43 protein-coding genes and 1 tRNA gene are annotated in these 24,470 nt (G+C 58.1%); 11 read left to right on the top strand and 33 right to left on the bottom strand.

What is annotated here, in order from left to right; all coding sequences use genetic code 11:
• Window position 1 precedes the first annotated feature (1 nt).
• The 16 genes from ACRER8_RS12265 to ACRER8_RS12190 form a co-directional block, all read right to left on the bottom strand.
• Window positions 2-199, bottom strand: coding sequence for a hypothetical protein (locus ACRER8_RS12265; protein ID WP_431746529.1), 198 nt, complete (start codon window positions 197-199; stop codon window positions 2-4).
• Window positions 200-210: 11 nt separating this feature from the next.
• Window positions 211-531, bottom strand: a complete 321-nt coding sequence (locus ACRER8_RS12260) for a phage head closure protein (RefSeq protein ID WP_431746528.1) — start codon at window positions 529-531, stop codon at window positions 211-213.
• The gene (locus tag ACRER8_RS12255; protein WP_431746527.1) at window positions 532-873 is read right to left on the bottom strand and encodes a head-tail connector protein; all 342 of its coding nucleotides are present in this window, start codon (window positions 871-873) and stop codon (window positions 532-534) included. It lies immediately after the preceding gene.
• Between the two features lie 2 nt (window positions 874-875).
• Window positions 876-1,124 carry a hypothetical protein gene (locus ACRER8_RS12250; protein WP_431746526.1) on the bottom strand — a complete coding sequence of 83 codons (249 nt, stop codon included), beginning with the start codon at window positions 1,122-1,124 and terminating at the stop codon, window positions 876-878.
• Between the two features lie 52 nt (window positions 1,125-1,176).
• Window positions 1,177-2,385: a phage major capsid protein gene (locus ACRER8_RS12245; protein WP_431746525.1), complete on the bottom strand. Its 1,209-nt coding sequence runs from the start codon at window positions 2,383-2,385 to the stop codon at window positions 1,177-1,179.
• 69 nt (window positions 2,386-2,454) lie between these two features.
• Window positions 2,455-3,318, bottom strand: a complete 864-nt coding sequence (locus ACRER8_RS12240; protein WP_431746524.1) for a head maturation protease, ClpP-related — start codon at window positions 3,316-3,318, stop codon at window positions 2,455-2,457.
• Between the two features lie 2 nt (window positions 3,319-3,320).
• Window positions 3,321-4,622, bottom strand: a complete 1,302-nt coding sequence (locus ACRER8_RS12235; protein ID WP_431746523.1) for a phage portal protein — start codon at window positions 4,620-4,622, stop codon at window positions 3,321-3,323.
• The gene (locus tag ACRER8_RS12230; RefSeq protein WP_431746522.1) at window positions 4,615-4,779 is read right to left on the bottom strand and encodes a hypothetical protein; all 165 of its coding nucleotides are present in this window, start codon (window positions 4,777-4,779) and stop codon (window positions 4,615-4,617) included. The genes ACRER8_RS12235 and ACRER8_RS12230 overlap by 8 nt, the downstream gene beginning before the upstream one ends.
• Window positions 4,776-6,503 (bottom strand): terminase large subunit, encoded by a 1,728-nt coding sequence (locus tag ACRER8_RS12225; protein WP_431746521.1) that lies wholly within the window; start codon window positions 6,501-6,503, stop codon window positions 4,776-4,778. The genes ACRER8_RS12230 and ACRER8_RS12225 overlap by 4 nt, the downstream gene beginning before the upstream one ends.
• Complete coding sequence (locus tag ACRER8_RS12220; RefSeq protein ID WP_431746520.1) at window positions 6,504-6,992, bottom strand: phage terminase small subunit P27 family; 489 nt, start codon at window positions 6,990-6,992, stop codon at window positions 6,504-6,506.
• A 131-nt stretch (window positions 6,993-7,123) separates the two neighbouring features.
• Entirely contained in the window at window positions 7,124-7,498 is a 375-nt protein-coding gene (locus ACRER8_RS12215) for an HNH endonuclease (protein ID WP_431746519.1), read from the bottom strand.
• On the bottom strand, window positions 7,498-7,995 hold the full coding sequence (locus tag ACRER8_RS12210; RefSeq protein WP_431746518.1) for a hypothetical protein: 498 nt from the start codon (window positions 7,993-7,995) through the stop codon (window positions 7,498-7,500). Before ACRER8_RS12210 ends, ACRER8_RS12215 begins: the two co-directional genes overlap by 1 nt.
• 130 nt (window positions 7,996-8,125) lie before the next feature.
• A complete protein-coding gene (locus ACRER8_RS12205) occupies window positions 8,126-8,284 on the bottom strand; it encodes a hypothetical protein (RefSeq protein ID WP_431746517.1) in 159 nt (52 codons plus the stop codon).
• Between the two features lie 51 nt (window positions 8,285-8,335).
• Window positions 8,336-8,833, bottom strand: a complete 498-nt coding sequence (locus tag ACRER8_RS12200; RefSeq protein ID WP_431746516.1) for a DUF2514 family protein — start codon at window positions 8,831-8,833, stop codon at window positions 8,336-8,338.
• Window positions 8,833-9,171 (bottom strand): hypothetical protein, encoded by a 339-nt coding sequence (locus ACRER8_RS12195; RefSeq protein ID WP_431746515.1) that lies wholly within the window; start codon window positions 9,169-9,171, stop codon window positions 8,833-8,835. Before ACRER8_RS12195 ends, ACRER8_RS12200 begins: the two co-directional genes overlap by 1 nt.
• On the bottom strand, window positions 9,171-9,542 hold the full coding sequence (locus ACRER8_RS12190) for a chemotaxis protein (RefSeq protein ID WP_431746514.1): 372 nt from the start codon (window positions 9,540-9,542) through the stop codon (window positions 9,171-9,173). Before ACRER8_RS12190 ends, ACRER8_RS12195 begins: the two co-directional genes overlap by 1 nt.
• Before the next feature lie 360 nt (window positions 9,543-9,902).
• Between ACRER8_RS12190 and ACRER8_RS12185 the strand changes: the two genes are divergently transcribed.
• A complete protein-coding gene (locus ACRER8_RS12185; RefSeq protein WP_431746513.1) occupies window positions 9,903-10,193 on the top strand; it encodes a DUF6555 family protein in 291 nt (96 codons plus the stop codon).
• Between the two features lie 210 nt (window positions 10,194-10,403).
• On the opposite strand, the gene ACRER8_RS12180 is transcribed toward ACRER8_RS12185, so the two are convergent.
• The 17 genes from ACRER8_RS12180 to ACRER8_RS12100 all read right to left on the bottom strand — a co-directional run bounded on the left by ACRER8_RS12180 (window position 10,404) and on the right by ACRER8_RS12100 (window position 18,879).
• Window positions 10,404-10,480, bottom strand: a tRNA-Ile gene (locus ACRER8_RS12180).
• Window positions 10,481-10,608: 128 nt separating this feature from the next.
• Window positions 10,609-10,851 (bottom strand): hypothetical protein, encoded by a 243-nt coding sequence (locus ACRER8_RS12175; protein WP_431746512.1) that lies wholly within the window; start codon window positions 10,849-10,851, stop codon window positions 10,609-10,611.
• A 220-nt stretch (window positions 10,852-11,071) separates the two neighbouring features.
• Entirely contained in the window at window positions 11,072-11,455 is a 384-nt protein-coding gene (locus ACRER8_RS12170) for an antiterminator Q family protein (protein ID WP_431746511.1), read from the bottom strand.
• Between the two features lie 2 nt (window positions 11,456-11,457).
• Complete coding sequence (locus ACRER8_RS12165) at window positions 11,458-11,772, bottom strand: hypothetical protein (RefSeq protein ID WP_431746510.1); 315 nt, start codon at window positions 11,770-11,772, stop codon at window positions 11,458-11,460.
• Window positions 11,773-11,941: 169 nt separating this feature from the next.
• Window positions 11,942-13,237, bottom strand: coding sequence for a tyrosine-type recombinase/integrase (locus tag ACRER8_RS12160; RefSeq protein WP_431746509.1), 1,296 nt, complete (start codon window positions 13,235-13,237; stop codon window positions 11,942-11,944).
• Entirely contained in the window at window positions 13,234-13,665 is a 432-nt protein-coding gene (locus ACRER8_RS12155) for a VRR-NUC domain-containing protein (protein ID WP_431746508.1), read from the bottom strand. Before ACRER8_RS12155 ends, ACRER8_RS12160 begins: the two co-directional genes overlap by 4 nt.
• The gene (locus tag ACRER8_RS12150; protein WP_431746507.1) at window positions 13,662-13,964 is read right to left on the bottom strand and encodes a DUF1364 domain-containing protein; all 303 of its coding nucleotides are present in this window, start codon (window positions 13,962-13,964) and stop codon (window positions 13,662-13,664) included. The genes ACRER8_RS12155 and ACRER8_RS12150 overlap by 4 nt, the downstream gene beginning before the upstream one ends.
• 97 nt (window positions 13,965-14,061) lie before the next feature.
• Window positions 14,062-14,250: a hypothetical protein gene (locus ACRER8_RS12145; RefSeq protein ID WP_431746506.1), complete on the bottom strand. Its 189-nt coding sequence runs from the start codon at window positions 14,248-14,250 to the stop codon at window positions 14,062-14,064.
• The gene (locus ACRER8_RS12140; protein ID WP_431746505.1) at window positions 14,247-14,465 is read right to left on the bottom strand and encodes a DUF3310 domain-containing protein; all 219 of its coding nucleotides are present in this window, start codon (window positions 14,463-14,465) and stop codon (window positions 14,247-14,249) included. The genes ACRER8_RS12145 and ACRER8_RS12140 overlap by 4 nt, the downstream gene beginning before the upstream one ends.
• Window positions 14,465-14,983, bottom strand: a complete 519-nt coding sequence (locus tag ACRER8_RS12135) for a hypothetical protein (protein WP_431746504.1) — start codon at window positions 14,981-14,983, stop codon at window positions 14,465-14,467. The genes ACRER8_RS12140 and ACRER8_RS12135 overlap by 1 nt, the downstream gene beginning before the upstream one ends.
• Window positions 14,983-15,759 (bottom strand): replication protein P, encoded by a 777-nt coding sequence (locus ACRER8_RS12130; protein WP_431746570.1) that lies wholly within the window; start codon window positions 15,757-15,759, stop codon window positions 14,983-14,985. Before ACRER8_RS12130 ends, ACRER8_RS12135 begins: the two co-directional genes overlap by 1 nt.
• Entirely contained in the window at window positions 15,759-16,535 is a 777-nt protein-coding gene (locus ACRER8_RS12125) for a helix-turn-helix domain-containing protein (RefSeq protein ID WP_431746569.1), read from the bottom strand. The genes ACRER8_RS12130 and ACRER8_RS12125 overlap by 1 nt, the downstream gene beginning before the upstream one ends.
• An 11-nt stretch (window positions 16,536-16,546) precedes the next feature.
• A complete protein-coding gene (locus tag ACRER8_RS12120) occupies window positions 16,547-17,212 on the bottom strand; it encodes a phage antirepressor KilAC domain-containing protein (RefSeq protein WP_431746568.1) in 666 nt (221 codons plus the stop codon).
• A gap of 144 nt (window positions 17,213-17,356) precedes the next feature.
• The gene (locus ACRER8_RS12115; RefSeq protein WP_431746503.1) at window positions 17,357-17,662 is read right to left on the bottom strand and encodes a hypothetical protein; all 306 of its coding nucleotides are present in this window, start codon (window positions 17,660-17,662) and stop codon (window positions 17,357-17,359) included.
• Window positions 17,663-17,669: 7 nt separating this feature from the next.
• On the bottom strand, window positions 17,670-18,146 hold the full coding sequence (locus ACRER8_RS12110) for a hypothetical protein (RefSeq protein WP_431746502.1): 477 nt from the start codon (window positions 18,144-18,146) through the stop codon (window positions 17,670-17,672).
• Window position 18,147: 1 nt separating this feature from the next.
• Complete coding sequence (locus tag ACRER8_RS12105; RefSeq protein ID WP_431746501.1) at window positions 18,148-18,570, bottom strand: phage regulatory CII family protein; 423 nt, start codon at window positions 18,568-18,570, stop codon at window positions 18,148-18,150.
• Window positions 18,571-18,636: 66 nt separating this feature from the next.
• Window positions 18,637-18,879 (bottom strand): transcriptional regulator, encoded by a 243-nt coding sequence (locus ACRER8_RS12100; protein ID WP_431746500.1) that lies wholly within the window; start codon window positions 18,877-18,879, stop codon window positions 18,637-18,639.
• Between the two features lie 43 nt (window positions 18,880-18,922).
• Here ACRER8_RS12100 and ACRER8_RS12095 point away from each other — a divergent pair, with 43 nt between their 5' ends.
• The 10 genes from ACRER8_RS12095 (at window position 18,923) to ACRER8_RS12050 (ending at window position 24,397) form a co-directional block, all read left to right on the top strand.
• Window positions 18,923-19,660 carry an XRE family transcriptional regulator gene (locus ACRER8_RS12095; RefSeq protein ID WP_431746499.1) on the top strand — a complete coding sequence of 246 codons (738 nt, stop codon included), beginning with the start codon at window positions 18,923-18,925 and terminating at the stop codon, window positions 19,658-19,660.
• A 17-nt stretch (window positions 19,661-19,677) separates the two neighbouring features.
• Window positions 19,678-20,574, top strand: coding sequence for a hypothetical protein (locus tag ACRER8_RS12090; protein ID WP_431746498.1), 897 nt, complete (start codon window positions 19,678-19,680; stop codon window positions 20,572-20,574).
• 132 nt (window positions 20,575-20,706) lie between these two features.
• On the top strand, window positions 20,707-20,958 hold the full coding sequence (locus ACRER8_RS12085; RefSeq protein WP_431746497.1) for a DUF1654 domain-containing protein: 252 nt from the start codon (window positions 20,707-20,709) through the stop codon (window positions 20,956-20,958).
• 631 nt (window positions 20,959-21,589) lie between these two features.
• Complete coding sequence (locus ACRER8_RS12080) at window positions 21,590-21,796, top strand: hypothetical protein (RefSeq protein WP_431746496.1); 207 nt, start codon at window positions 21,590-21,592, stop codon at window positions 21,794-21,796.
• Window positions 21,789-22,073, top strand: a complete 285-nt coding sequence (locus ACRER8_RS12075) for an Arc family DNA-binding protein (protein ID WP_431746495.1) — start codon at window positions 21,789-21,791, stop codon at window positions 22,071-22,073. Before ACRER8_RS12080 ends, ACRER8_RS12075 begins: the two co-directional genes overlap by 8 nt.
• 70 nt (window positions 22,074-22,143) lie before the next feature.
• The gene (locus ACRER8_RS12070) at window positions 22,144-23,028 is read left to right on the top strand and encodes a TAXI family TRAP transporter solute-binding subunit (protein ID WP_431746494.1); all 885 of its coding nucleotides are present in this window, start codon (window positions 22,144-22,146) and stop codon (window positions 23,026-23,028) included.
• A complete protein-coding gene (locus tag ACRER8_RS12065) occupies window positions 23,025-23,174 on the top strand; it encodes a hypothetical protein (RefSeq protein WP_431746493.1) in 150 nt (49 codons plus the stop codon). Before ACRER8_RS12070 ends, ACRER8_RS12065 begins: the two co-directional genes overlap by 4 nt.
• Window positions 23,175-23,183: 9 nt before the next feature.
• Entirely contained in the window at window positions 23,184-23,366 is a 183-nt protein-coding gene (locus ACRER8_RS12060) for a hypothetical protein (RefSeq protein ID WP_431746492.1), read from the top strand.
• A gap of 432 nt (window positions 23,367-23,798) precedes the next feature.
• Window positions 23,799-24,086, top strand: coding sequence for a hypothetical protein (locus ACRER8_RS12055; RefSeq protein ID WP_431746491.1), 288 nt, complete (start codon window positions 23,799-23,801; stop codon window positions 24,084-24,086).
• The gene (locus tag ACRER8_RS12050) at window positions 24,083-24,397 is read left to right on the top strand and encodes a hypothetical protein (protein WP_431746490.1); all 315 of its coding nucleotides are present in this window, start codon (window positions 24,083-24,085) and stop codon (window positions 24,395-24,397) included. Before ACRER8_RS12055 ends, ACRER8_RS12050 begins: the two co-directional genes overlap by 4 nt.
• Window positions 24,398-24,470 lie beyond the last annotated feature (73 nt).

Below are 24,470 nucleotides of genomic sequence, written 5' to 3'. Positions count from 1 at the left end.
ATCAGGACTTCGCTTTGCGTGTTTTCGGAGTCTTCGGCGGCTCGGGTTCAGGATCAGCAGCTGGAGCGATGTCCTCGACTGGAGCCACCAACTTGCGGTCGATCAGATCTTTTCCTTCTGTTGCGTTCACCACGAACTCTTCGCCCGCAGCTTTGCGACCCATGGGGCCAGAAATACTGGCCAAGGCACGTACTTTCATAGGGATGACCTCTAAGGGTTGGTGACGCTCGAGCACAGCAGCCGGAGCATCGTTTGATCGTTGTCAGCTAGCGGGGCTTCGACTTTGAAAGTCTTGCCGCCATGGATGATTCGCATGCCTGCCACGATATCAGTCCGGTACCGAACACGAATTTCAGCAGTGATTTCGGCCGTGAGCTGATCCGCTGCCACAGCAACACGGCCAGTCGGAATGGTGATCTCGGCCCACAGCCTGGCAAGCTCGACCCATGATTCGGTAAAGCCTCCGCCTGGGCGCTTAACCTGCTGGGCCTGCATGAGCGCGCAGCGGTGACGCAAAGGGCCAGCGCGCATTCACACCCCCCAGCCGATGCGATAAGGCGTAAGCAGTGAGCGAGACCCCATAGGAATCTCGCTGGAGATGGTCCCCACCACAACGTCCTCTCGGTTCGCGTACAGGTTGCCGAGAATAAGCAGGCAGGCCGCCCGGACAGAGGGATTGATGAGGATTGGATCGGAACCAGCCGTACCATCCAACACCGCCGCCGCCAGACTTTCCGCATCACCATAGAAGCGTCGATTCATGAACTGAGCAGCGCTATCTTCGGCAGCTGCCAGCAGCAGCTCCACGTGCCCACGGTCATCATCATCGGCGCGCACGTGCTGCATCGCTTCGTCGGTCGAGATGGCGTTCATGCTTAGGCCTTCGGTTTTTTGTCGGTGGCCAGGCCGGCCGCGATAAGTCGCTCCGCATGGCGTTTCGGGGCGTTGTAGCCCGGACCGCCCCTGCGCTTGATCTCTCCCGCGTCCTGATAGGAGCGCAGCGGGTAAATCTCAATGGTCTGCGCCGTCTGAGTTGCTGGCTTTTCCTCTTTGGGATCATCGTCGGCTTTCACTGCGGTGCGCCGCTGAGTTTTTGGTTTGTCGTCACTTTCGGAAGTAGACATTGTTTATCTCTCCTGCGAAAAGGCGCCCGACCTGGGCGCCTTCATGAGTGGGTTAGCCGCCGGCCGCTTCGGTCAGTGAGCCGGTGACGAACGCTTCATCGCGATAAACAGCGAAAGCCAAACGCTCTTCTGCGCGGATGGTGACCATGTTTTTCTCAAAGTCATCGGCGTTCTCGGTCGACACCAAAATCTCGATCTCCATCCGATCAAAGATCTGTGCACCGAGGCGGAATGCGCCGGTCAAGAACTCGTCTTGCTGCATGGCCTGGGTCGAAACCACCGGACGGTTCCACAGGCGAGCGGCGGTGCCTTCCTGAGGTTGTCCGACGATGTACCGGCCTTCGCTGTCCTTAGTCAGTTCGATTGCTGCCCAGTCAATCGGGTTGAGCACGATGCCATCCGCTGGGAACTCGGAAAGCTCAGCCTGCAACAACGCTAAGCGCAGGCGGTCGATGCGCTGCTCGCCGGTCACGACGATACCGCCTGGTGCCGCATAGGCCTGAGCCAAGGTCATCAAGCCCTGAAGGTTGGCACCTGTGCCGTTGCCGTACAGCAATTGAGCTTCTTCTACCATCAGCAGACCGTAACGAGCGCGGGCATCGATGTAGCTTTGGAGCGCGGCAGCGTCGTCAAGGATCTGACGACTGGCTTTGAACAGATGCGCGATGGTGCGAACCGGCGCGTTCACCAGTTCGAACACCAGATCCGAATACGGTTTAGCGGTATTTTCGGCCACGGTTGCAGCATTGTTCGTGAAGCCTGTCTCGCGAACGTATTCAAGCGAATTGCTGGTGGTAGTACCTGGTGCAATCAGGTCGCGGATTGTCAGGCGACGCTCCGGTGGCAAGATGATTTCCTGGCGACGATCCGGCGCGACGAGCGAACCACCAGACGCAGGCACCGACGTGATAGCAGCGCGAGGCACGGAGATGCGACGGGAACCACGGAACGAGGCATTTACGCCTTCCATCTGCTGACTGGCGACCACCAGTTCGCCTGCGGATTGCTGGCGCTCGTCTTTGTACCCACCACCATTGGCGTTGACCAGCTTTTGCTCAGCCTCCAGCATGCGCGCCTGCAGCTCGCCCTGCTTGGTCAACAGTTCGTCGACTTTGGAGCGGGTTTCGGTCTGCATCTCACCGGAGGCTTTGATTTCCTTCTCGGTACGCTCGGCGTAGGTTTTGATCTGATCGCCGACGGCTTTCAGGTCGGCCTGGGTTTGCTTCTGGGAAGCTTCGATTGCGGAAAGATCTTGGGGCATGGTTTTGTCCTTTCAGAAATGAAAAAACCGCCAAGCAGGCGGTTGATAGTCGGTTGCGGTTTCAGCTATTCAGCAGCCGGGGATAAGGCTCCGGAGTGCCGACGCCTGGTTTGCGGTTTCTTCAAACGCGGATACATCAAGGGCAGCGCTAGGCATGCCCGGCACGACAGCGCGAAGCGTGTCGCCGCCAGCAGCGCTAGACGTGCTGGTCTTGATTTCAGAAATAAGTTTGCGGCGCTTACTGCGGGCCATGCCGGACTTCGCCAGAGCGGCATCCAGCTTGCGGGCTGAGTGAGCCTGCGCGCCCTCTTCGCTCGGTGCCCGTTCAACCTCGGCAGCGGAGATCAATCCGGTAGCGAAACCCTTCTCGACGGCATTCGAGCCGTTCATGTAAGTCTCGGCATCGAGCATCTTCTCCACCGCTGCTTCGTTCTGTCCGCTGGTGTCCGCGTAGAGGCTGATCATCGCGCGGTCGAACTCTTCCATCGTGTCGGCAAGCTCGCGGATGGCGTGACGGTTGCCAGCGAAGTAGGTCCAGCAGTTGTGGATCATCAGGAAGGCTGTCTTGGCGACTTCGCGCTTGGCGCCGGCCATGGCGATGACGGATGCCGCCGAGGCGGCCAGGCCGAGCACCTTGATGGTGACCTCTTGAGAGTGCTCGATCAGACGGTTGTAAATTGCGATGCCTTCGAACATATCGCCACCTGGCGAGTTGATGTAGACGGTTACCGGTTTGTCGCCGATAGCTCTCAGTGCGGCATCGACGCGCTTGAGCGTAACACCCTCGCCGAACCAGTCCTCGCCGATAATGCCGTACATGGTGATGGTGTCAGTGCCGGCTTCCAGCGCCGCCCGCAGGTCCGGGTTCCACAGATCGAGCGCACGCGGGCTCAGCTCACAGTTGAAGCTGCGAGCTTTGATATTCAGAGGCATGGTTACTCCTGCTGCTGGCCAAGCCAGTTTTTAAGGGCTGCTTGGGCGGCCTGCCCATCGGTTGACTGGCCGAGTTGATCAATAGGCGCCAGATTGGTCTGAACCGTAAGGACGGAAGCATTGCCGCCGTGGCGCGGCAGGTTCTCTTTCACCCTGCACTCATCACGGGTCATGATTCCGTTCTGCGTCATCTTGCTGTACCACTCCGCCCGCCCGGCGCTATCGGCCTTGAGGAAAGCTTCCAGCGAAAACTCCGCGTAATACGTCCGGCGATCCACCGGAGTGAGCAGCCGTTTGTTGACGCACTGCTGGATCTGGCTGGTAATCGAGCTGATGCAAAAGGTGAGGAAAGCAATCATCTGTTGCTCCAACCCGGTTCCCCAGTTACTGCCCGCGTCGGTTTTACCCACCATCCATGGCGGTACGCCGAACCATCGGCAAATTTCCTCGATGCTGTGCCCGCGAGACTCCAGCAGCTGCGCATCTACAGGGTTGATACCGATGGTTTCAGCCTTCACCCCCTGCTCAAGTACCGGCGATTTCCCTGCGTTCATCGCGCCGGAAACGGTCTTTACGTACTCCCTGAATTCGTCACGCTGGTCGGGCTTGAGAATGCGATCAACGCTGAAAGCAACTGTCGGAAGAAGCCCATTCTTGAACGTGCCATTCGCCGCATCATCCGCGGACATCGCCGAACCGAAAACATCAGCGCCGAAACGGATAGCCGACATTCCGACTCGACCATCGATGCTAAACGCCGGAATGTGCAGCATGTCCACGCGGGCTATCTGCCGACGAGGGCCTTTTTTTGGACGAAACCAATATTCCAGACGTCCATCATCGCCGACCTCAAGATCGACTCGCGACGGCATCAGAAAGTCCAGCGCGATGACACGGCTCCCGGACCGATGAATCTCACAATAGGCATTGCCCCACAGCAACATCGACGCCACAACAGCTTGCCAGAACTGGAAAGCGGTCATGTCCTCGTTGGGGCTGTTGTGGATCACGTCATACAGGGAAAAGTCTCGCGCATCCTCACGATCGCCGTCCACTTTGCGTCGGTATATCCCGAGCGGCAGGCCAGCAACCGATGTTGAGATGATGCGCACGCAAGCCCACACGGTGGACAGCCGCATCACGTTGTCGACATTCACCGTTTTGCCAGAGCTGGACTGCCCACCAAGCCATGATCCCCAGAACCCCCCGTCGCTCAGGCGTATGGCCTTTCCGGTCCAATCGCTGAGCGACTTCATCGGCTTGGCCGCAGCCCTGCCGAGAACCAGCGAAAGAGATTTATTCACCTGCTAGTCCTTTCTTGATGAAGCCTGAAATCATGAACATCGAGACGGCGGCAGCGATCAGTGCCCAGCCACTGCCGAAAAGCATGAATACGCCGCCGACAAGCAGGCCGAATCCACCCAGCGCTGTGAGTATGAAAAACACCAGTGGCAAGCTCATGCGATGATTGGGTTCCGGATTGAGTCCATGAAAGAATCGGTCGTGTTTTGCGCTGCATCTATGAGCACTCGACCAATCGCCATAATCAGCGCCACTGCGCCGTCTATCTTGTTGTCATCGCCCTGTTTTATGGGGCGGACCACGTCGTTGTTACCAGGCAGGTTCTTGCCGATCACGTTCGCCACGCACCAGGTCATGATCGGGTTTCCGTCATGATGAAATCGACCTGACTCAATCGCCGCTTCGAGTTCCTTCATAGGGTCCGACATGTTGGTGTAGTTCTGGGTGATGGTGATCGGGCTGAATCCCTCGTCATCGAGTTCATGGCTCAGGCCTGTCGCGCCGAACGGATCGATGGGTGACTCGCGGAGCGGCGCATGGTGGTTAGCTTCCTTGGTGTCCTCGAGGATTTCCCTGTAATCGACTTCCGCGCCTTCGGTAATGTCGAGGTGCTGAGAGTTGATCCAGGCTTGGAACCGCTCGCTCATGCGTTTGTTGTCGCTGTTGAACGCAGTGTCTTCTGGCACCCAGAATTTGGGAGCAACGCTGTAGTAGTGGATCCGGCCGTCGATGATTCGCCAGAACAGCCGAGCCCTTGAATTCATGTCCAGCTTGCGCGCCAAGTCGAAGCCCGCGATCCACTCTTGCCCCTCGAACTGATCCAGGGTCAGCGTCGTGTCCTCGCAAGCCTTCCAGCTTTCCATGTTGAAAAAGCCGGATTTTGCGCTCACCCACAGGTTCAAATGCTTGGTTTTGAATGTGTTGGTGAACCGCGCCGAGCGGATCGCCCGGGCCTGCTGACTTTCGAGGTATTCTTGGAAGACCGAAATCCCGTGATTTGGGTTCGCCTTCGCCAACATCTTCGGATCGGTCCAGTCATCGCCCTCGTCGAGCGTCCATATGTAGCCGAACAGCTCGTCATCGGGAACCGTGCCCTCCAGCATCTCAATGACCTGGCGGCGTTTGTCGTAACAAGGCCCTTCGATATCGGCGCCTGCCGTGGTGATGATAAACATCAGCGGCTGACGGCGGGCACCCATACCGGTCAGCATGGTGTCGTACTGAGCCGAGGTGCGATGCTCGTGGTATTCATCGACGATGGCGCAGCTGGGCGACGCACCGTCACCCGGATCACCAATGAGCGGTTCGAAACGACTGAAGTCCGAAGGGATGTTCATGTTCGAGGCGTTTACCTCGATACCTGCCGCCTGGATCAGTAAGGGCGACTTGCTGACCATCAGCTTCGCCGGACGGAACACTTCCCATGCTTGCTTCTCGGTGGTCGCGCCCGAATAGACCTCAGCACCGAACTCGCCATCGGCTACGAACATGCTGATGCCGACGCCGGCGGCAATTACAGACTTGCCGTTCTTGCGGGGCACTTCCCAATAGCTTTCTCGAAATCGGCGGTGTCCACCCTTCTTCTTGAGCCACCCGAAGGTGACGGCCATGCCGAATAGCTGCCACGGCTCCAAGGTGATCAACTGACGCTTGAACGCCCATTCACCCTTGGTATGCGGAAGGAGCTGAATCAGCTTCAGCTTCTTCTCAGCCTTAGCGGCGTCGAACTTGTACTTGAATCCGCGCTTGCGACTGGCAGCCAGGTCATCGAAATGCCGCTGCACCGCCTGATGGATGTACCGACACGCCGGCACCTTACCGCGCAAGACAGACCTCGCCCACGCCATCGCCCTGTCGACGTTGGGGTGCTGGGCCTTTGGCATCTATGAACTCAATAGTTGGGCAAATTCGTTGGTGGCTTTTTCCTTGTTTCCGCCAATCAGGCGGCTTCGGCTTGCAGGATCCAGCCCAAGCATTGAGCCGAATGTCACCATCTGGCGCATCGACTCGTTAGCTGCCGTAAGCGCCGGGTTCTTCATCGGGCTGCCCTGCGCTGACTCGACGACGATACCGAACTGCTGCACGGACTCTTCGGCCATCCGCCATTTGTCATAGGCGGTGCAGAAAGCCTCGACGTTGTGAAGATCGGTGAGCGCGATTACGTGTTCGCGGAGCAATTCGGGGACCAGCATCTTCCACATCGTGGCCGCGCGCGGGCTCAACCACTCGGGCGGATCAATATCTTTCGTCACCTCTGAAAATTTCGGCTCGGCGGTATTTAACGCCCGCTTGCCAGGGTTACCAGCCAGTGCTTTTTTGGCCGTCGGCTTGGGTTTGCGACCACGGCCGGCGACCGTGGCGGTGCCTCCCATCGCGCAACTCCTAAACTTTTAATTTCGCGGGTGTGAAAATCCAGTTCGGGGGACGGTGTCCGGTGCAAAGGCTCCAGACTTTCGACCCGCCCCGCCCCAAATTGGTGCAACTCATTGATTTTTCGAATGTTTCATGCGTTTTGCACGAATCGCGGCGCCATTCCCGCGCGGGCCTCACGCTTGGTCTTCAATTCGTGGCAATCGTGGTTGATGGCGCGGAGATTTGACGGTTCATCGTCGCCGCCTTGCGATAAAGGAACGATATGGTCCACTTCGTGAGCTGGGCGTATCCGGTCTTGAGCCTTGCAGTCATCGCACTGGCAGATGTAGTGATCACGGGCGAGTACTTTGTCTCTGAGACGGCGCCATGGCCGGCCGCCACGACCTGAGCCCTTACGATTCGACCATGCCTTATCTAGGTGGGCGTGATCGTCGCAGTATCTGGAATTCCGGGTCAGCGCATTGCAGCCAAGAGCATTACACGGCTTTTGCGGACGGAGAGGCATCAGGACTCGGAACCGCGCTTCAGCTGAGCAGCGAGCAAGGCATCAAGGTGGTCGCCCATGCGCTTATAGAGAGTAGTGGTCGGACAGTCCCTGCCCACTGCCTTGCTGATTGCCGACATATGTTCCCACTCGTCACGCAGCACACGTGCTGTCGACTCAATAGCCTGCTCAAGTGGGTCGAGCATGAAGCTCATCGCCTCACCCTGAATCGCCTCAATCTTGTCGGCCGATGTCGGTTCGGACGCGTCGATGTTCGCCTTCATCTCGCCGATCTTGCTGGAACCGCTCGAACCCTGCTCACGCAGATTGAAGATGGTATCAGCCACCTTCGGCTTGCTGCCCGGCGAACCCATGAAACGTTCGCGCGACAGCTCATGCGATGTCACCTGTACATGCTGGCCGTATTCGCTGCGGAGCGCGCGGTCAATCAGTTCGAGAACATGCGACTTTCCAGAGCCTGCCGCGCCAATGACAACGATCTCGATTACTTGGGTCATGGTACTCACTCTACTGTGCAGGTCGGCCAAATGCACCGAGCCACAGCCAGCGCATCCGCGTGGTCGTGGTCTTCCTGCATGATCATGGGGAATGGTGGGTAGCCGGGCACTGACACGTACCAGGACTTCTTCACTTGATCGCAACCTTGAAGCCCCGAAGGGCCACGGTCGCAACCTTGTTGAGATCCGGCTCCATGCCTGTCAGTCGGCAGAACAGATCAACAGATTGCAGGTACGGCATTACCCACCAAGCGCGCGTGACGCTTAGCGTTATGTTGATGTCTGCCATGGATATCACCGTGCGCGCCAGGAACGGGCGCATCTCAATTTGTGGTGCGGGCTACCGGGCCTTCATCGCTGCCGAGTACATCGACTCACACAGCTGTCCAGCTATTCGGCTTCGGTCAAGCGCTGCTGCCAGGCTTCCCGCTTCTTCGTCAGCGCTTCGACGCAGGTCGGCGAGCACATCGGTAAGGTCGTCTCTTGTCTTGCCTGTGCTGGCAAGATCGGCAGCACAACGCTTTCGTTTGGCGAGCAGGTCGGTAACTTGTTGCTGCAGGCTGCGAGCGCGGTCGTCAGCAACAGCAACAGCAGTCGTGACGTGCCGGGTCTGTTCTGTCGCATGGTCGGTCGCCTTGTTCGAGTCGTCTGTAAGCTGGCGTTGCAGGGTGAGCGTATGACTGATCGAGGCGGCGCGAGCCACGGCCACGTCCCGTTCCCCCGCCGCGTTAGCCAGATCAGACTTAGTGTGATCGAGGCGTAGGTACAGGTAGCCGGTCGACAGCAGCAGGCCGAGCACAACCCACGCCCAGATCGGAATCAGTTTGAGAGCCGCCATTACGGGCCTGCCCGTTCTACTGCCTCGACAGCCTTGTCTGCTGCCTTGTTGGCGGAGTCAGCTGCTTGAGTCGCGGTGCTGGCAGCGTGATTGACCGTCTCGGTAGAGCGATCAATCTTCGTAGCGATCGTGTCCATCCGCGCATCACGCTGCTTTAGCGCTTCGTCATATGCCTGGCGGACCGCGGTAACCTGCTGCAGATATGAACTGGCAAGCGACCATTGGCTGATCTGGAAGCCGACGATTCCGCCTCCGATGATCAACAGCGAGGCGATGACCCATATCTCAGCCCGGCGCCACCAGCGGCGAGCGATGAATTCCATTGCGCATCTGTCCATCAGTTGGCGCCTCCGAGCTGGGACCGCAAGCGCGCAATCTCGGCGCTCTGGCTGGTCACCTTGTCTGTGAGTTGCGCGACCTGGCTGGTCAGAGCTTCGATCTTCCCTTCCATACGGCCAACTGCGGCGGCGAGTTCGTTGCGTTCTTTTGCAAACTGATCGGCTCGCGACTCGGCTTCTTTGCGGGCTGTGCGCTCGGAGTCGAGCAGTTCGTTCAGGCGCCGGACGGTGCCGATGTCGGCGTTGTCCATCGCGCGATCAGCAGCGTCCTTGGAGAGGAACTTCCTCAGCCACAAGAAACCACCGAGCAGCGTAAGGCCCGTTCCGCCCAGCCAGGTGGCTGTGCCTGGGCCAAGGTCGGTTGGATCCATCACTACTCCGAAATGCAAAAGCCCCGACATATGCAGAGGCTCGTAATAGGTGCAGGTGGCGACCCTTTCAGGTCGCTGTCGCGGCGCTTCCCTCCAGTCCCCACGCTGACTGTTACCCCTGCGCGTTTCCGCCGGGCTTTGATCACCTACATAACGTGCGCGTCTTCCCACGCTGCAGTTGACGTTGACGTGGCGCAGCCGCTACGTCTCGCCAGGTCAAGCGCACTCGTTTTGGTGAAGCTTCGTATCTTTTTCGGGAATTTTTTCTATGCCGAACAATCTTTGATCTGCAGTCAACCAGTCAACTACCATGCTTAAGGAGTAACAAGGATGGCCCGGCTACATTACAGGGAGCGGTCTATGCGAGAAGAATCCGACGGTCCTTTTAAATGGCAGTCCTTGATTGAACTAAACCAGTACGAAATCCACTACGTTCTACACGGGCTAAAAAAGGTCGTGCTGAAGAGCGCCAAGGGAATGACCGAGCGTGATGCCTGGTTTATCGCAGCGATAGATGGTGGCGCTCCACTCAGCGAGATACCATCAGAACAATCCCGCACTGCCCTCATAACCGCCGCTGAAGCTCAAGGCGTCTCCATGGTGCGCTGGAACCTTTGCCCGCGCGCTCCGCGACAGAGATCGTTTTCGTAAAAGTGCGTGTCTTCCCACGCCTCCCACCAGCGCCGTTCATATAGCAACTGGAGTCAAACGCGTTGGCTACCGGTGTTCTTTCGTAACACGTGACTAACCGGCTATACCGTGTCCAGGCCCTCCCTTGCGGGCCACCCTGGCTGTGGACAACAACATCAATAGAGCCCTCGCTGAACGTGGTGATCAGAGGTTCCGAGGGGTTTGAGGAATTGGTAGCAAGACTCGGAATCGAACCGAACTGAATGGGCTTATAAGACCCATGACCTAACCAGACAGTCGACCTCGCCAGAATAAAAAAGCCCGGAACAATGTCCGGGCTCGAGTACCGCGTAATAAACAGAAATGGTCGTTCCGAGAACTGCCATCCAATCGGCAGCGGATAAGCCCGACGCAACGGCCGGGCTTGTCATGCAGGTCAACGAGGATTTGGCTGGTTATCCATCTCGGCATTGTCTACATCGGTATCAGGGAGATCCTCCTCAATCGGCGCATCGTCATCTGTATCGAGCGGGATTTGCCCCTCGTTATCAGGTAACTCATCAACACCAGGCTGATCGCTTGGGTTCAGATCCGTTCGACTTGGACTTAGCGGGTCCGGCGCGGTAGGCATCGGATCATCGCCGCCCATTCCACCTTGAAGTTGTGTGTCAGTACCCATCGTTACCTCCTATGCCCAACACTGTGTGGGCGTATTCATAGGAAGTAGACGGGGTCTGCTCGTTCTAAAAGAAGTAACTGAACGGTATTACCCTTCATCCGGTTGGTAGCGGAAAACAAAAAGCCCGACACAATGGCCGGGCTTAAGAAGAGAGGTGTCGCGCTGAATCAGCTGAACACCGTGCCATGAAAACAGAGCTATTCCATATGGACAACTATTTTTATGCCGCTTCCTTCAGGCTGTCCAATGCGCAATCGATCCATGCCACACCGGCTTTGATCAGCTCGCGGGCCTTCATCTCGCTGACGCCGTAGTGGCGGCCAACGCGGATCGCCGGCCACTTCGCGCCGAAGTACAGCCATACCATGTCGCCCATCTGAGCATCGCGGCGGCAGAGTCTAGCAACAGCAGCGTCAACAACACCGGCCAGCTCGTCAGTGATGACGTAAGACTTGGTGGTTGAAGGCATCACATCCCGCATGATCGCCAGTGACGGCGAGGTGTAATGCGGCACGCCCATCCCATCCATCCGCCAGTAACCCCACTGCTCGAGCATGTGCTCGGTGTCACCCAATGGGCGGTGCAACGGCTTACGAGTCATCATGATCAATCCCCTGTGAAATTAGATCCGCCGGCACCGCGGCGGTTGTTCTGTTCGTATTGTTCGTGGGCGCCGCCGATAGACTGGCGAGCCCTGGAAAGCTCAGCGGTGACATTGCGCAGCTTCAGGCTCAGTTGCTGAACCAGCACCTCGACCGGCAAGGCAAGGCCCGTTTCGGCACACAGCCAGCCCGAGGCGTTGCAGGCGGCGCAATCCAGCTGATGGAAAACACCGCTGACAACCGTGGCGCCGCGACAGGTGCCGCACACCATCAGCGGCTTCAGCTCACGCCGAAACGATGGGCCGTGGCTCTTCTTCATCGTGCACGCCGTCCTTTTTTCGGCCGGAGCCAAGGCCGTGACCGCCGACTGTATGCATCCGCCTGACAATTGATTCGGGCAAGCACCGCTGAGAACTCGTCCCAAGAACGAACGGCGTTCACCGCGGCGTCAGCAAGGGCACGAAATCCTGATCCAGATCGAGCCGTTTTCATGCTTTTGAAACCTCGCCTATGGTTGATTCTTGAATAGGGTTGCAGGCCATATGGGACGCGGCTTCCAGAGGTTTCCCCGAATTTCCGTTTCTACCTCCCTCCAGACCGTGAATAGCTGCAAAACCCTTGGTGTCTAAATGGCCGTGCCACAGTTCCAGAGCGGCGCGTTTGCGTTCTTCCACCGTGGTGTGGATGTACGCCTGCACGTTGTGGCCCATGGCGTGATTGATCAGCATCTCGCCAATAAGGAAGTCGACCCCAAGGTCTGCCCAGCCGGTGCGGGCCAGTTTTCGCAGGTCATGGCTGCTCCACTCACCCTTCCCCAACTCGGTGAACACGGCGCTTGCTTGGGTCTTGCTCATGCCCTTCCCATTGCGCGCTGGGAATAGGTACTGGCCTTCGTACCCTGCGGCGTTCTGATGGCTTCGATACGCGATCAACAGCATGCACACCTGATCGGTGAGAGGCAGGGAGTGCTCGACACGGGTCTTGGTGTTGCCGACAGGCAGATACCAGGTGCGGTCTGGCAGGCTGACGTGTGACCACTGGGCCTTGCGAGTCTCACCGATACGCGTTCCGTGGCAGAGCATCATCAGAGCGAGCATCGCGGATTGCTGGTCACGCTGATGCAGAACTTCCAGCTGCGCGATCAGGCTTTCGATCTGAACCCCGCGCAGCCGTGCTGGCTTGGCCTTGATCTTGATCTTCGAGAAGTCGCTGAACTTGATGCCCGCCATGGGGTTGCTCGGGATAAGGCTCAGAGTGAAGGCTTGGCGGCATGCCACGACAAGAATGCCGAAGATCAGCCGCACGAACTCCAGTGACAGGGTTTCCTGCAGCGGCCACATCAGCTGGGTGTCGAGGGTGCCGTGTCGGATGTCGGTCAGCAGCATCCCACCAACGCGCGGTACCAAGTGCCGAGCGATGGCCGACTTACAGGTCGCCTTTCGCTCATCCGACAAGTTGCGGTCCCGGCTCATGCGGTCCGAGTAGCAGTTCAGCAGGTCGCCCAGCTTGGCCCATGGCGAGACCGCAGCGCCCGCATCTGGATCAGCACCCAATCGCATGCGCAGGTCTGGCAGCGCAGCCAGCACGACCTTGGCCGACAGATCGGGATACGCGCCGACCCGGTGCCACTTCTTGCGCACCACCAGCGACCAGGTTCCGCGCGGCCGAGCCTCGGTGAAACGAAAGTACAGGCCTGGGTGACGCGGATCGCGCATCAACACTGCTGATGGATCATCGGCGCGGCGCTTAAGCTCAGCGTCGGAAAACGAAATAGCAAGGGTCATGCAGCCACCTCGGTTTGAGGAAGTCGGAGGTATGCCCGGATCTGTTCCATGGCGTCGAAATGTCCGCGGCAGACGATCGCCAAATAGCCCTGCTCATTGAGCTGGCGAATCCAGGCGTGCTGGCTGGCAGAGACCGCAGCGTCGTTCGGCGTTGCGGCTTTGAACTCCATGTACAGCCCGAAATACCCGCCACGTGCCATCGGCAGCACCAGGTCGGGAACGCCTGCCCTGACGCCCTGCTCTTTCAGCTTGATCGCCACCGACTTGTGCCGGTGTCCGCCGTTCGGGACGTGGTAGATCAGCGCGGCAACCTTCGGCAGGCGAAGCTCCAGCTCTTTGATCAGCGCGGCCTGTTCCTGCCCTTCGCGGTCAATGGCTTTCGCCCGGACGCGCTTTGGCTTGAACAGTGATAGTTTTGCGGGAATCACGCTGCCACCTTTCCTTCACCGACCAAGATGTCGATGGTCCGCACCATTCCTTCCATGTGCATGACGCGCAGATCGTCCCGGCTGAATTCCGTCCTGATGCGAGCATCAACGGCGTCATGGCACGCAGAACACGCCCAAGCCGCCTGCAAGTCGTGTGGCTTCAAGCCAGCGCCGCAACGGGTGCCCGTCAGGCGGAAATGGGCCAGCACAGTGGTCTCCGGGTTGCCATTGCAAACACCCGGCCCGCGCACCTGACAGTCGCGGCCGCGCGCGGCCTTGGTCAGTTTCGTCTGCCTCACAGGCAACCCTCAAATTGGTACTCGGCCGGGGCCACCTCGTGGGAATAGCCGCACTCCATCAGCGCGATGAGGCTGGCCAGCACTGCGAATGCAGCCTTCATTTGCAAAGCGCCAAAGCTTGGTCTTCGGTAAATCCCTGAGCCACCAGCGCGGTGTATTTGGCACGGGTGAGCTGCGCCAACAACTTCATGAACTCGATATTCGTGTCCAAATCGCGCTTCGCCGATTCGAGAGCGGCGCGCTGTTTATCGATCGGACCGGTCAGCAGCGTGAGATTATCTTTCATGGGGTCACCTTCTTCGTTTCAAGCTCGATCAGTAATTCGAGGAAGTGCTTAGCCTTCTCCAGGTCAGCTACGCCGCCTTTGTCGCGCCAGCGCGTCACGTACTTGATGACACTGCCCTCAGCGAACGGAATGCCGTTGGCATGGATGTATTCGATGGGCTGGATCTTCAACGACTTGTAATGGCCGCCGGCTATTTGTGTGTCGAGTGCACTCATTACGCTGCACCTCCGATTTCCTTGAGCAGGCTCTGCAGCTGTTTCAGCTTGGCCGTAGCCTGCGCGCTGCCTTCGCGTTCAGCCTCGACCGAGAGAGCCACTTCCTCGATGCGATTCGCCATGGCCTTCATCCGAGCGCTGAAATCATTGGCTAACACCACGACTTCGGCGGACAGGCCCGCAAGCGCGTCAAGCGCAGCGACTTCCGGCTTTTTGAGAGCGACGACGGTTTCAGCAGAGAGCTTCGGCATGGGCTTTTCGATCCTGAGTTTTATGGTGACGGCATCGCGCTGGTATTTGCTGCCTACCGGTTCGCGGATGATCCCGGCGTCTTTCAATTCGCCGAGCGCGCGGCGCACCGCGTGAACGGACACAGATGTGGCGTTTACCTTGAGGGCAGCGCAATGGATGTCATGTGCGCTCCATGGCTCCTGGATTGGCACGTGCTCGAAGACTTTCCGCGCCGTAGAGGACTGGCCGTTGAGAAGTTGCTGGATGCGTGATTCGGTAAAGGCCATCAGAAACAACCCTTTTCTTGGTTGCAGGCAGAGGTTTTGGTTTTCGATCCGAACTTGGCCAGCAGCGCAGCGCGTGCTGTCTGTCCGTCACCCGGGATTCCCTGACGGCGGATTGTTGCGTGAATGAAGCGCTCACCCTCTTCCACGGCCAGTTCGAGTTCAGTCTTCTGGCTGTCGTGACCGATACCGACCGCGATGTCTTCCAGCGGCTGCCCCTGCACCAACATCCGAATGGTGATGTCGTAGGCCCGGTCGAAGATCAAGCTGGCCTTCTCCGAGTCTTGGTCGGCTAGGTTGTGCAACTCACATTGCAGTGCGGCGTGACGAACAGCTGGGTGTGACCAGACGCGCGAACCTGCGCGGCTTGGGTGCGAGTTTTCCAGCGCCTCACGAAATGCCTTGTCGTGCGAGGGGATGCCTAGCATCTCGGGCGTGGGTTGGCACCACTTGATGAACTTGCCGACGCTAGGCGCGAAGTCGCCGCCCAACTTGCGGCAGTTCTGGATGCCATACCGGATCTGGTCGATCTGATTGATACCCTCTGCCACGAATGCCTTGATCCAGCTGCGCTTCGCGGCTGCGAGCGTCTCCGCGTCCGGCCAAGCCTGCTTCCAGGCCGGGAAGATCGCCTGTAACTCCCTGAACAGGGCGTTCACGACTTCTGCGGTTCCTGGCGGGAGCTGCGTTGGTGCGAATGGAATCACCGGCGGCAGATTGCCCATGGTTTTCAGGATCGTGTTTGCGCTTTTGATCGCGGGCTTCGCAGGCTTTGTCATCACATACCCCCCAAATCGTCAGCCCAGCTGGTGTCGTTGAAATCGGGCGCTTGGCCCTGCCCTGCCGCCTTCACTCGCTCTCGCTTCACCCACTGCACAAGCCGGTAGCACCAGCCTGAGCTGGAATCGACGGTGGCGGGTCTGGCGACGAAGAAACCCTTGAACGCTCGGACGGCCGCATCCGGAATCGCATCGGCAGGTAACCCGGCGATGGAGACCTGGTCGGCCAAGGCTTTGGGTGTCGGCTCCCAGGTGGCGAACATGGCGAACCGTTGATTCGGTGCTGGGCACTCGGCGGCGGCGCGCTCCTGCTCGTCAATCTCGGCTTCCAAATCGCGCTGCAGCTGCTGCTCTTCGGTTACTTGATGGTTAAGTGATGTATTGGGTGCAGCTGCTGCACCCCGTTCTGCGTTTTCCTGCACCCCGTTCTGCTGTGAGCTGCACCCCGTGCGGTTATCTGCACCCCGTTCTTTACGGGGTGCAGCATTTGCACCCCGCTTGATCTGAAGGTCATACACCACAGGACGGCGGTCACGGCGATCGATGTACGCGGCGGCAATCGCCTGATTGCCCTCAACGATGAAGCCAGCCTTCTCAAGCTCATCCAACTTCAAGCGCACAGTGCGCTCGGACAGGCCTGTGTCTTCTGACAGGGTGGCAGCCGAGGGGAATGCACCGCGGCCATCGCTGCCTGCGTAGTTGGCCAGGCATAGCAAGACGTGACGGGCAGATGGGTTTTCCAGGGAAGCCTTCGGCAGTGCGAGAGCCCATGACATTGCTTGAACGCTCACTGCGCGACTCCAATGTTCTTCTCGGCCAAGCAAGCGAGGCCTTTGGGGGTTACGAGGGGTTGGAACGCAGCGCGGTCGATGCCGGTTTCGGTGTCGGGCTTGAGTGCGGTCACTTTGTGTTTGAGGTAGCCGGACCGGATGCGCGGCTGCATTGCGATCCAGCGGGTTGAGCCGCCACGGCGGTAGATCCAGCGGTTAGCCTGCAGCCAATCGAAAAGCTTTGATGGCGCGATGCCCAGCTGCTTTGCAGCATCGGTGATGCAGATCGAGCCTTCGGCAGCAGCAAGGCGCTTGATCGCGGCGACCTTCGGGGCTTGCAGCTCAATGACGCCAAGAAGGCGAATGTTCTCTTCAGCCTGGTCAGCAGCAAGGCGAAGCGCTTCAGGTAGCGTCGTCGGTATTAGGCCTTGGCAGGCGGCCTGTTCCAGTTCGCGCCAACGGCGCACCACCGCCATACGGAGTGGCGCGCTGTAGCCGGTTAGCAAACAGTCGGTGTGCTCGCGATCAAGCAGGTACTCGGTCTGATTCCGCTTCATGCTGTCCTGATAGATGTGAGCAAAACTGCTCACATCTTCACGAAGGTCCCGAACCATCGATTGGATGTCACGTTTCACGTCCGGATGGCGCTTGCCGGTCAGTTCGGCGATCTCGCGTGACGACATCACCTGACGCGTCATGCTCTGCGTAGCGCCGATAACTGACGAATCAGGCGGGCTCTTGCTCTGGGTGGTCGTGGTGTGCATAATCGGCCTCACAAGTGTTGTTGAAGAAGCCGGTCTAGCCACCGGCTTTTTTGTGTCTGCGATTTAGGCGTCCGGCTCATCCGTGGTAGCTTTTTGTTTCCACACGAAAAGGCCACGGAGGCCGGACATATGCGTTACAAGATGAGTGCTAAGTTTCTTTGGCAGGCCTGCATCGCTGATGCCGACGGAAAGGCCATATCGATAAGCACCGACCCGTTCGTGGGTAGGAACCATGATTCGATCTACCACGCGTACCCGCGCTTTCTTTTGCGCTGGCTTAACGAACAGTTGCGCGAAACTTTGTACCTGCCATGGGAGCAGGCCCAGCGCTTCGAGCCCTTGTACGTTCACATCGCCAATACTCATCATTGGAGGCTCAACGACGTTCGTCAGATGGAACTGGAAGAAGAAGAGCTTCTGGATTTTCTTCGCCCGGAACTTCGCCATCTGACGCTTGAGCAGGCGGTGATTGATGCTGTTTTGCAAGAGAGCGGCGATGCGCTTCCACAAGAGGTGAAGGCCGACCTTCTTCGACGGCTTGGAAATGCTCTTTCCACCCCCGAGAAGTCTTTGCAATAGCCGACCAGCTATCTGCCTGAGCAGAAACCCAGGCAGATTTTTCATCGGGGGTCATGTCGATGGGAAAGATCAGCTCGGGGACAGTGGAGGGATTGAAGGCCTTCATCATCTTCACGCACGCAACTGCATGCAGCTCTGCAACGGCTTCAATTTCCTCTGCACGACACTCAGGGGTGGACGAAAGAAAGTGCCCGATACTGCCTACCAGCGAATCCGCGCAAGCTTTGGCAAAAATCAGCTTCACTTGGTTGTCGAATGCTTCTTTACCAGTCATCTCAGGCCACCTTCACTGACGCTTCGTACTGCGCGATCGCTGCCTTGACGTGGGCAATCTCTTTCATGATCCGGGCGCGCTCTACCTGGTCGACCCGGCCGTCACTCATCGCCGAATGCGTCTCCACCGTGAGCTCGGCGAACTCCAGGGCAACTCGCCCCAGCGCTTGATGGACATCAATTGCGGCTGGCGCAATGGTTTTCACGATCGCGTAGCCGAATTCGCCTGCCAGCGCTTCAAGCGGGCGCATGTCTTCCGTGTGCAACAGCAGCGCATACAGATGCTTGACGTTGAACCAGACGCCGTCGTAATCCGCATTGCCGCGCTGCAGCAGACTGACTGGAGGCATGCCCATCAGGGTCGCCAGATTCTTGGTATCGGCGTCTTGAACCACGGTGTGGCAAGCCTTCAGAAAGTCCTGCATACGTAAAACCTCGGATTTGTTTATGTGGCCGCGTGCCATCACGCGTTGCAAAATGTTTCTATCGGATCAGCTGGCAACAGCCGATACAGGCGGCTCGTCGTCGGGATACAGATCAGGACGCAGCTCGTGTCGGGTTACCTGACCAGCTACGGCTCGCTCGAAGGGGATCACGAGATCCGCTGGAACGCGCTGATTGCGATGAACGCATTGCCAGATACGTGGCTGACTCGTGTTACAGCGGCGAGCTAGCTCTGCTTGGCCACCGGCCAAACGAACCACCTTTTCGACGGGTCTTTCTTTCTTTGGCATGTTCGTGCCCCTATGAGTCATACACGGAATGATAACTCAAGTTATGGACAAGGCAAACATATGTTATTTGAGCGCTAATAACCTGTGTTTTACCCTTCGAGGTATGAATACACAGTTTGAAAATCTCAAAGATCGAATCTTGGGCAGGCGGACCGAACTGCGGCTGAGTCAGGCGCAGCTGGCCGAGCGCGCGGGCGTCAGTCAGGTCACGATCCAGCACCTCGAAAGCGGCAGGAACGCCACTTCAAAGAAGATGGTCGATATAGGGCGCGCCCTTGGCGTAACGGCGGAGTGGCTAATGACAGGCGAGAACGGCCGGGGGCGCCACTCACAACCTGCCATCAACCAATCCAACGTTGAGCCGGGCCCTCCTATAACCACCGCCGCTCGAAGGATCGACATCATGGGCACCGCACAAATGGGCCCGGACGGACATTGGGTGGGGCTGGAGGATGCGGGAGGATCGGTTGAGACTTGGTCGCGCGACACCGACGCTTACGCCCTGCTGCTCCGCGGCGACTCAATGGCCCCAGCGATCCGCAACGGCTGGGTGGCTGTCTGCGAGCCGAACCATAGGCTTGTGCCTGGCGAGTACGTGATGGTCACGACCACCGACGATCAGAGCATGGTCAAGGAGCTGCTGTTTCAGAACGATGAAGGCGTGAGCCTAATGTCGATCAACTCAGCCTACGAGCGCGTGACGATTCCGTGGACGCAGATACAGACCATTCACTATGTTGGCGCCATACTTGGTCCTAGCAAGGTGTTGGGAAGAATATAACCAGGAGGCGTAACCAAATGGCCGTGCGGGATCAAGAAAAGAAACGTGCGCGCTTAAAACTTGGGCGTCTATCGAATGCCGATGCGCCGTTAAAAAATGATGAAGGGCACAAGGAGGCGCTCCTAGAGGCCCTCAAGCAGGCGAGAGATCTGCGGGAGGCCTTGGCTGCTACCAGAAGAGCAGAGACTTGGGTGCCGGAAGAAGCACCGCTGAGCGTTGAAGAGTCCAAGCGGCGGCTTGAGGAAGAAATCGCGAAAGCGAGAGAAAGACAGGTGGCCTGGATTGAAGCCCTTGGACCACCGCAGGGCTGGGTGAAGCTTGACGATCTTGCCGAGCTAGGATGGGTCAAATCTGGCGATATCGGCATGGACAGCCCATCAGATCGGGACAATACTGAAGAGATGACAGAAATCACCGATTACCGAAAGGAGCTTGAGCTCCGTGACGAGCTCCTGAGAAAAGAGCTCCACATTCGCCATGAGGCGTTCCAGCGGGAGCTAGATACGCGGGACAAAGTGCACGCTGAAAGAAGCGCTGCTGTACTACTTAGAATTGATGACCGAGACAAAGTGATCGATTCAAAACTGGACGGGATCTCCACCAAGATATCGGGCATTGTTACAAAGGTTGATGGCTTCGATACTAAGATCAATGACAGCGTCCGGCTCGTGCGGAATTCAAATTGGGCAACCCTAGGCGGGATGCTTACCATTGGTATTGCAATAGTGCTGGGTGTCTGGGGAGTCAACTCAACGATCATCAGCAGTGCGTCAGGCATATTCGCTTCAGGTCAAGAAGCCCAGAAGACACAAACCGCCAACGAACAAGTGCTGAAAGACACACAGGAGCTGCTGAGGCAGCTTAAAAGCAATCCTCCCCCAGCCCCACCTCCTTCCCCCGTAAAGGGAGGCTAAGCCAACCAAGGCGCCCGCATTCAGCGGGCTTTTTTTCGTCTGTTCGCCAAAGGAGAACATTTGTACTCCTAACTTATTGCGAATTTTCCTACGATAAAATAGTGTATATCCATACAGTAAACGGAGGTACACATGGCTAAGGCAAACTCGATTCCCCCATCAGCTCAGACCACCTACGGCATGCTTGGCATGCGTGTGCAGGCAATCATCAACTCCCCCAAGGCGCAAAAAGATAAAGCAGCGCTCCTGGAGCGATTTCCCACAGACAGACCCGAGGATTGGGACCAGCTACTGGACGAGATTGCCGAGAATGACAACGTGACAATCGCCCATCGCGACGATGGCAACGTGCAAGTTTTCTGGACCGTTCCGAAAGAAGACTGAGAAAGAAGCCCTGCTTGCCCGCCGAGTGCGGGCTTTTTTACGCCCATCCAAAAATAAATAACCTTGGTTATTGACACAAAACAAACCTAGGTTATGATCATTTCCATAACTTGAGTTATCAGCCCTCAAGCACGCTACACCGCTCTTTAAAAACCAGACGTGACCACCGCGACGTACCCAATGGGTCGGAAAAAGCTAAACCGTCGCCCACGCAGCCTCTGGATAGCTGCCGGTCTCGCCATATCGCGAGGACGCCAAACCATGAAGCCACCCAGGAAGAACACCGTGTTCGAAATGTGTGACCTGGGCAGAGATATGAATCCGGCAAAGCGCATGGCAAGGAACAAACACCACAGGAGGAACCAGGCAATGAAGTAGTCAGACCAGCCGGAACACGGACCGGCAACCCACGACGAACTGCCCACACCAGCCTGGCCATCGAGCTGCAGGTAAGTCGTGTTGCGAACACTGATCCCCATGACCACGAAGCGGAAGCCGATCTACGCGACGTGAACAGGGAAGCTCAAGGCCGAACAAAACGCAGCGCGGAGCCATCGGCGGCAATGCGCGGATTTCACTGGCTGGCCTTCGAGGTTGAGGGCCAGACGGGAAATCAAACGGGAGAAATGGTATGGCCCAGTTCAACATCGATTCGCATCTCAGCAACGGAAAGCGCCTGAGCTGGCTCGCAATCGCGGAGGACGGCGAAAGCCTGAAAGCGGTAACGGAACAGGTAAAGCAGTCAGCGAAAAAGAAGTTCGGCCCAGCCGTTTTATTGAAGCGATGGAATGTGATTCGCGCCAGCAATGGCTGCATAACCGTGAGCATGCATGGATGAAGACTTCACTAATGCAGCTTGCCAACAGGCTGCATTGGGAAATCCCCCACCCCGAGGAACGACCATGCCGAACGCCCAAGAATCACGCCTTCCGAAATTCGTTGTTCGCCTTCCAGACGGCCTGCGCGAGGAAATCGATGCTGCGGCCGCCGCAGCCGATACGTCCATGAACACCATCTTCGTCCGGGCCATCCGCCAGTATCTGGACAAGCAGAATCGCCAAGATCTGCTGCTTGATGCCCTGGCTAAAGCCGCCGAGAACACCGCCAACGAGTGAAACCAGTTTCGACTGCAGCTCTTCGGATTCCGGAATCGGCAGCAGCGACTATCCAACCTGAGGAACACCCATGAAATCGAAAGCGTTACTGCTGGCCGTACTGCTGAGTGTTTCAGCCGTCGCCAGCGCGGCACCGCCTACCCTCCGTTTCTGCACCGGCGGCGAAGGTGGCTTCTATGAAAGCCTCGGCACCAGCATCGGCAACACGATCGCCAAGCAGGACGGCGGCGAGGTGAAGATCATCAACACCGGCGGCAGCGTGGAGAACGCCGAGAAGCTGAAAGACGGCGCATGCGACATTGCGGTCATTCAGAACGATGCAGTGATAAGCCTGCCGATGCCCGCCGACCTCAAGGTCAGCGACGCGCATCAGGAGGTCATCTACTGGCTGCACGGCAAGGCCGGTGTCGACGACTTCGGCAAGATGGAAAAGGACAGCGTGGCAGCGAAATACGCCTTTGCGGCGGTGTCCGGCTCCGGCGCGCTGGTTACGGTCCGCAACTGGATCAAGACCGACAAGGACTACGAAGGCGCTCGGATCGTTGAGTTTGACGACTGGTACAGCGCCGCCGAAGCGGTCGCTCAGGGCTATGTGACGAAGGCCGGCGTGCGGATCGAGATTGCCGGGATGCTGTACATCGGGCGGGCCGGCAAGATCCCGAGCGACATCACCGCGGACTTCAGCAAGCAGGTCATGATCGGTGAGGTGAACGACAACTCGTTCGAGGATGCCAAGGACGCCAATAACAACCCGCTGTACACGCATTGCGACGTCGACAAGGAAGGCCAGAGCGGTCTGGAAACATCGACCATCGGCAAGCCTGATACCTACTGCCTGCGTGCTCAGATCGTGTTCAACAACGACTATCTGAAGAGCATGCAGCCGGATGAAGCCAAGAAGGTACGCCGGGCTGTAGACAGGGGCATCAACAATGTCGTGAAGGTGGTGCGGTGATCAGCCGCATCCTCATCCTGCTGCCGGTCGCCGCCATCCTTCTGCTCGCCGCCAGCTTTGTGCACGTCATCTCCATCGCTTACCTGATCGGCGTACTCAGCGGGCTGTGCCTGGGCATGGTGATGTGGTTTCGATTCAACCGCTAAGGATCTTGGATGGACGCAACGGCCAAACACATCACGCTTGAACTGGAGCACTCTGCGGGATCCATGAAGTTTGAAGGTGATCTTGCTGAGGGCCTGTTCCTTGCGGCGCGACACCTCAGCGGACAAGAGCGGTTGGACCTGATTGAGCGGCTGAAGGCCGCCCACAACGAGCTCGATTCCGTCGGGCGATAGAACAACCAGCGCCAGCGTCAGCCTGACGAAAACTGCCCGATCGTCTCGGAAGAGGCTGCATCGGAATGTCGGCGCCCCATGAAAAAAGCTGATCCAGGCCAACTGTTTGTATGCGAACGGGCGGACGTAGTTAGGCATCTTGGTCAGGACCGACATTCCAATGCAGCTTCAACAGGTAGCCACTGCCTTCCCAGTGAGCGAACAACGGAGGATATGCAGCCATGTAAACGACAGATGCCGGCCTTGCCTCACGCAACGCCGAGCGAAGAGGTTCACGTACGGAGGCGTTGTGAGCCAGCAATACAAAAAGCCCTGCGTCGACAGGGCTTTTCTTTATCCCGCGTTTACCCGCCAGCACTCTCCCCTGCGCCCGCCGGCAATAGACAGGCCGGCAGAGTGCTGACGAGTACACGCAACCATCGAGGAAAGGACATGCAGCCACAACTCCAACAACGCGTGGATGGCCTGACCGCCATGCTCACCCGTACTCATCTCGCCACTGCGGAGTTCTACGCCATGATCGGTAAAGAGCCACCAGCACAGAAGATTCGCTATCAGGTGAAGAGCGTGGGCGCCAGCGCTTACCACATCGTTGAGATCGCCACCGGCAAGGTGCGCGGCTTTCGCTTCAGTTGGAAAGAAGCGGTCAACTTCGCCCAGTCCCTTGAGGCTCGCGCCGACGGCGTAAAGGTCACGCTGTCACAGGCGGTGCTGCAATGATCGGGGAGAGCGTGCCTGACCAGCACAAGCAGGCCATCGCGCAGCTGGCGGCCCAGATCGATCACTACCTTGCGACCGGCCACCGCATCGAATTGGTGCCCGCAGGTAAAAGCGGCGAGATCCCGTTTACTGCGATCGGCAACCACCCGAAGAACCTTAAGGCGAAGCGCGACAAGCATGTGCCTCGAGTTAGCGAACTGGCTGCTAACGGCATGACGGCATCGGCAATAGCCACCGCCATCGGCTTGGACAGTCGCACCGTCCGGCGCATCGCCAAAGAGAACGACATCTGCCTGGCCGAACCGTCCTGATGCGGCGCGTCTTCAAATCACCTCAACGCCGTAAGCGCGACCCACAACACCACCTCCCACCCAGCGGGCTCAA

It is taken from the genome of Pseudomonas sp. (assembly GCF_050739935.1).
Lineage (GTDB): Bacteria > Pseudomonadota > Gammaproteobacteria > Pseudomonadales > Pseudomonadaceae > Aquipseudomonas.
Note: the sequence above shows the minus strand (reverse complement) of the source record. Positions and strands in the feature narration are given on the sequence as shown.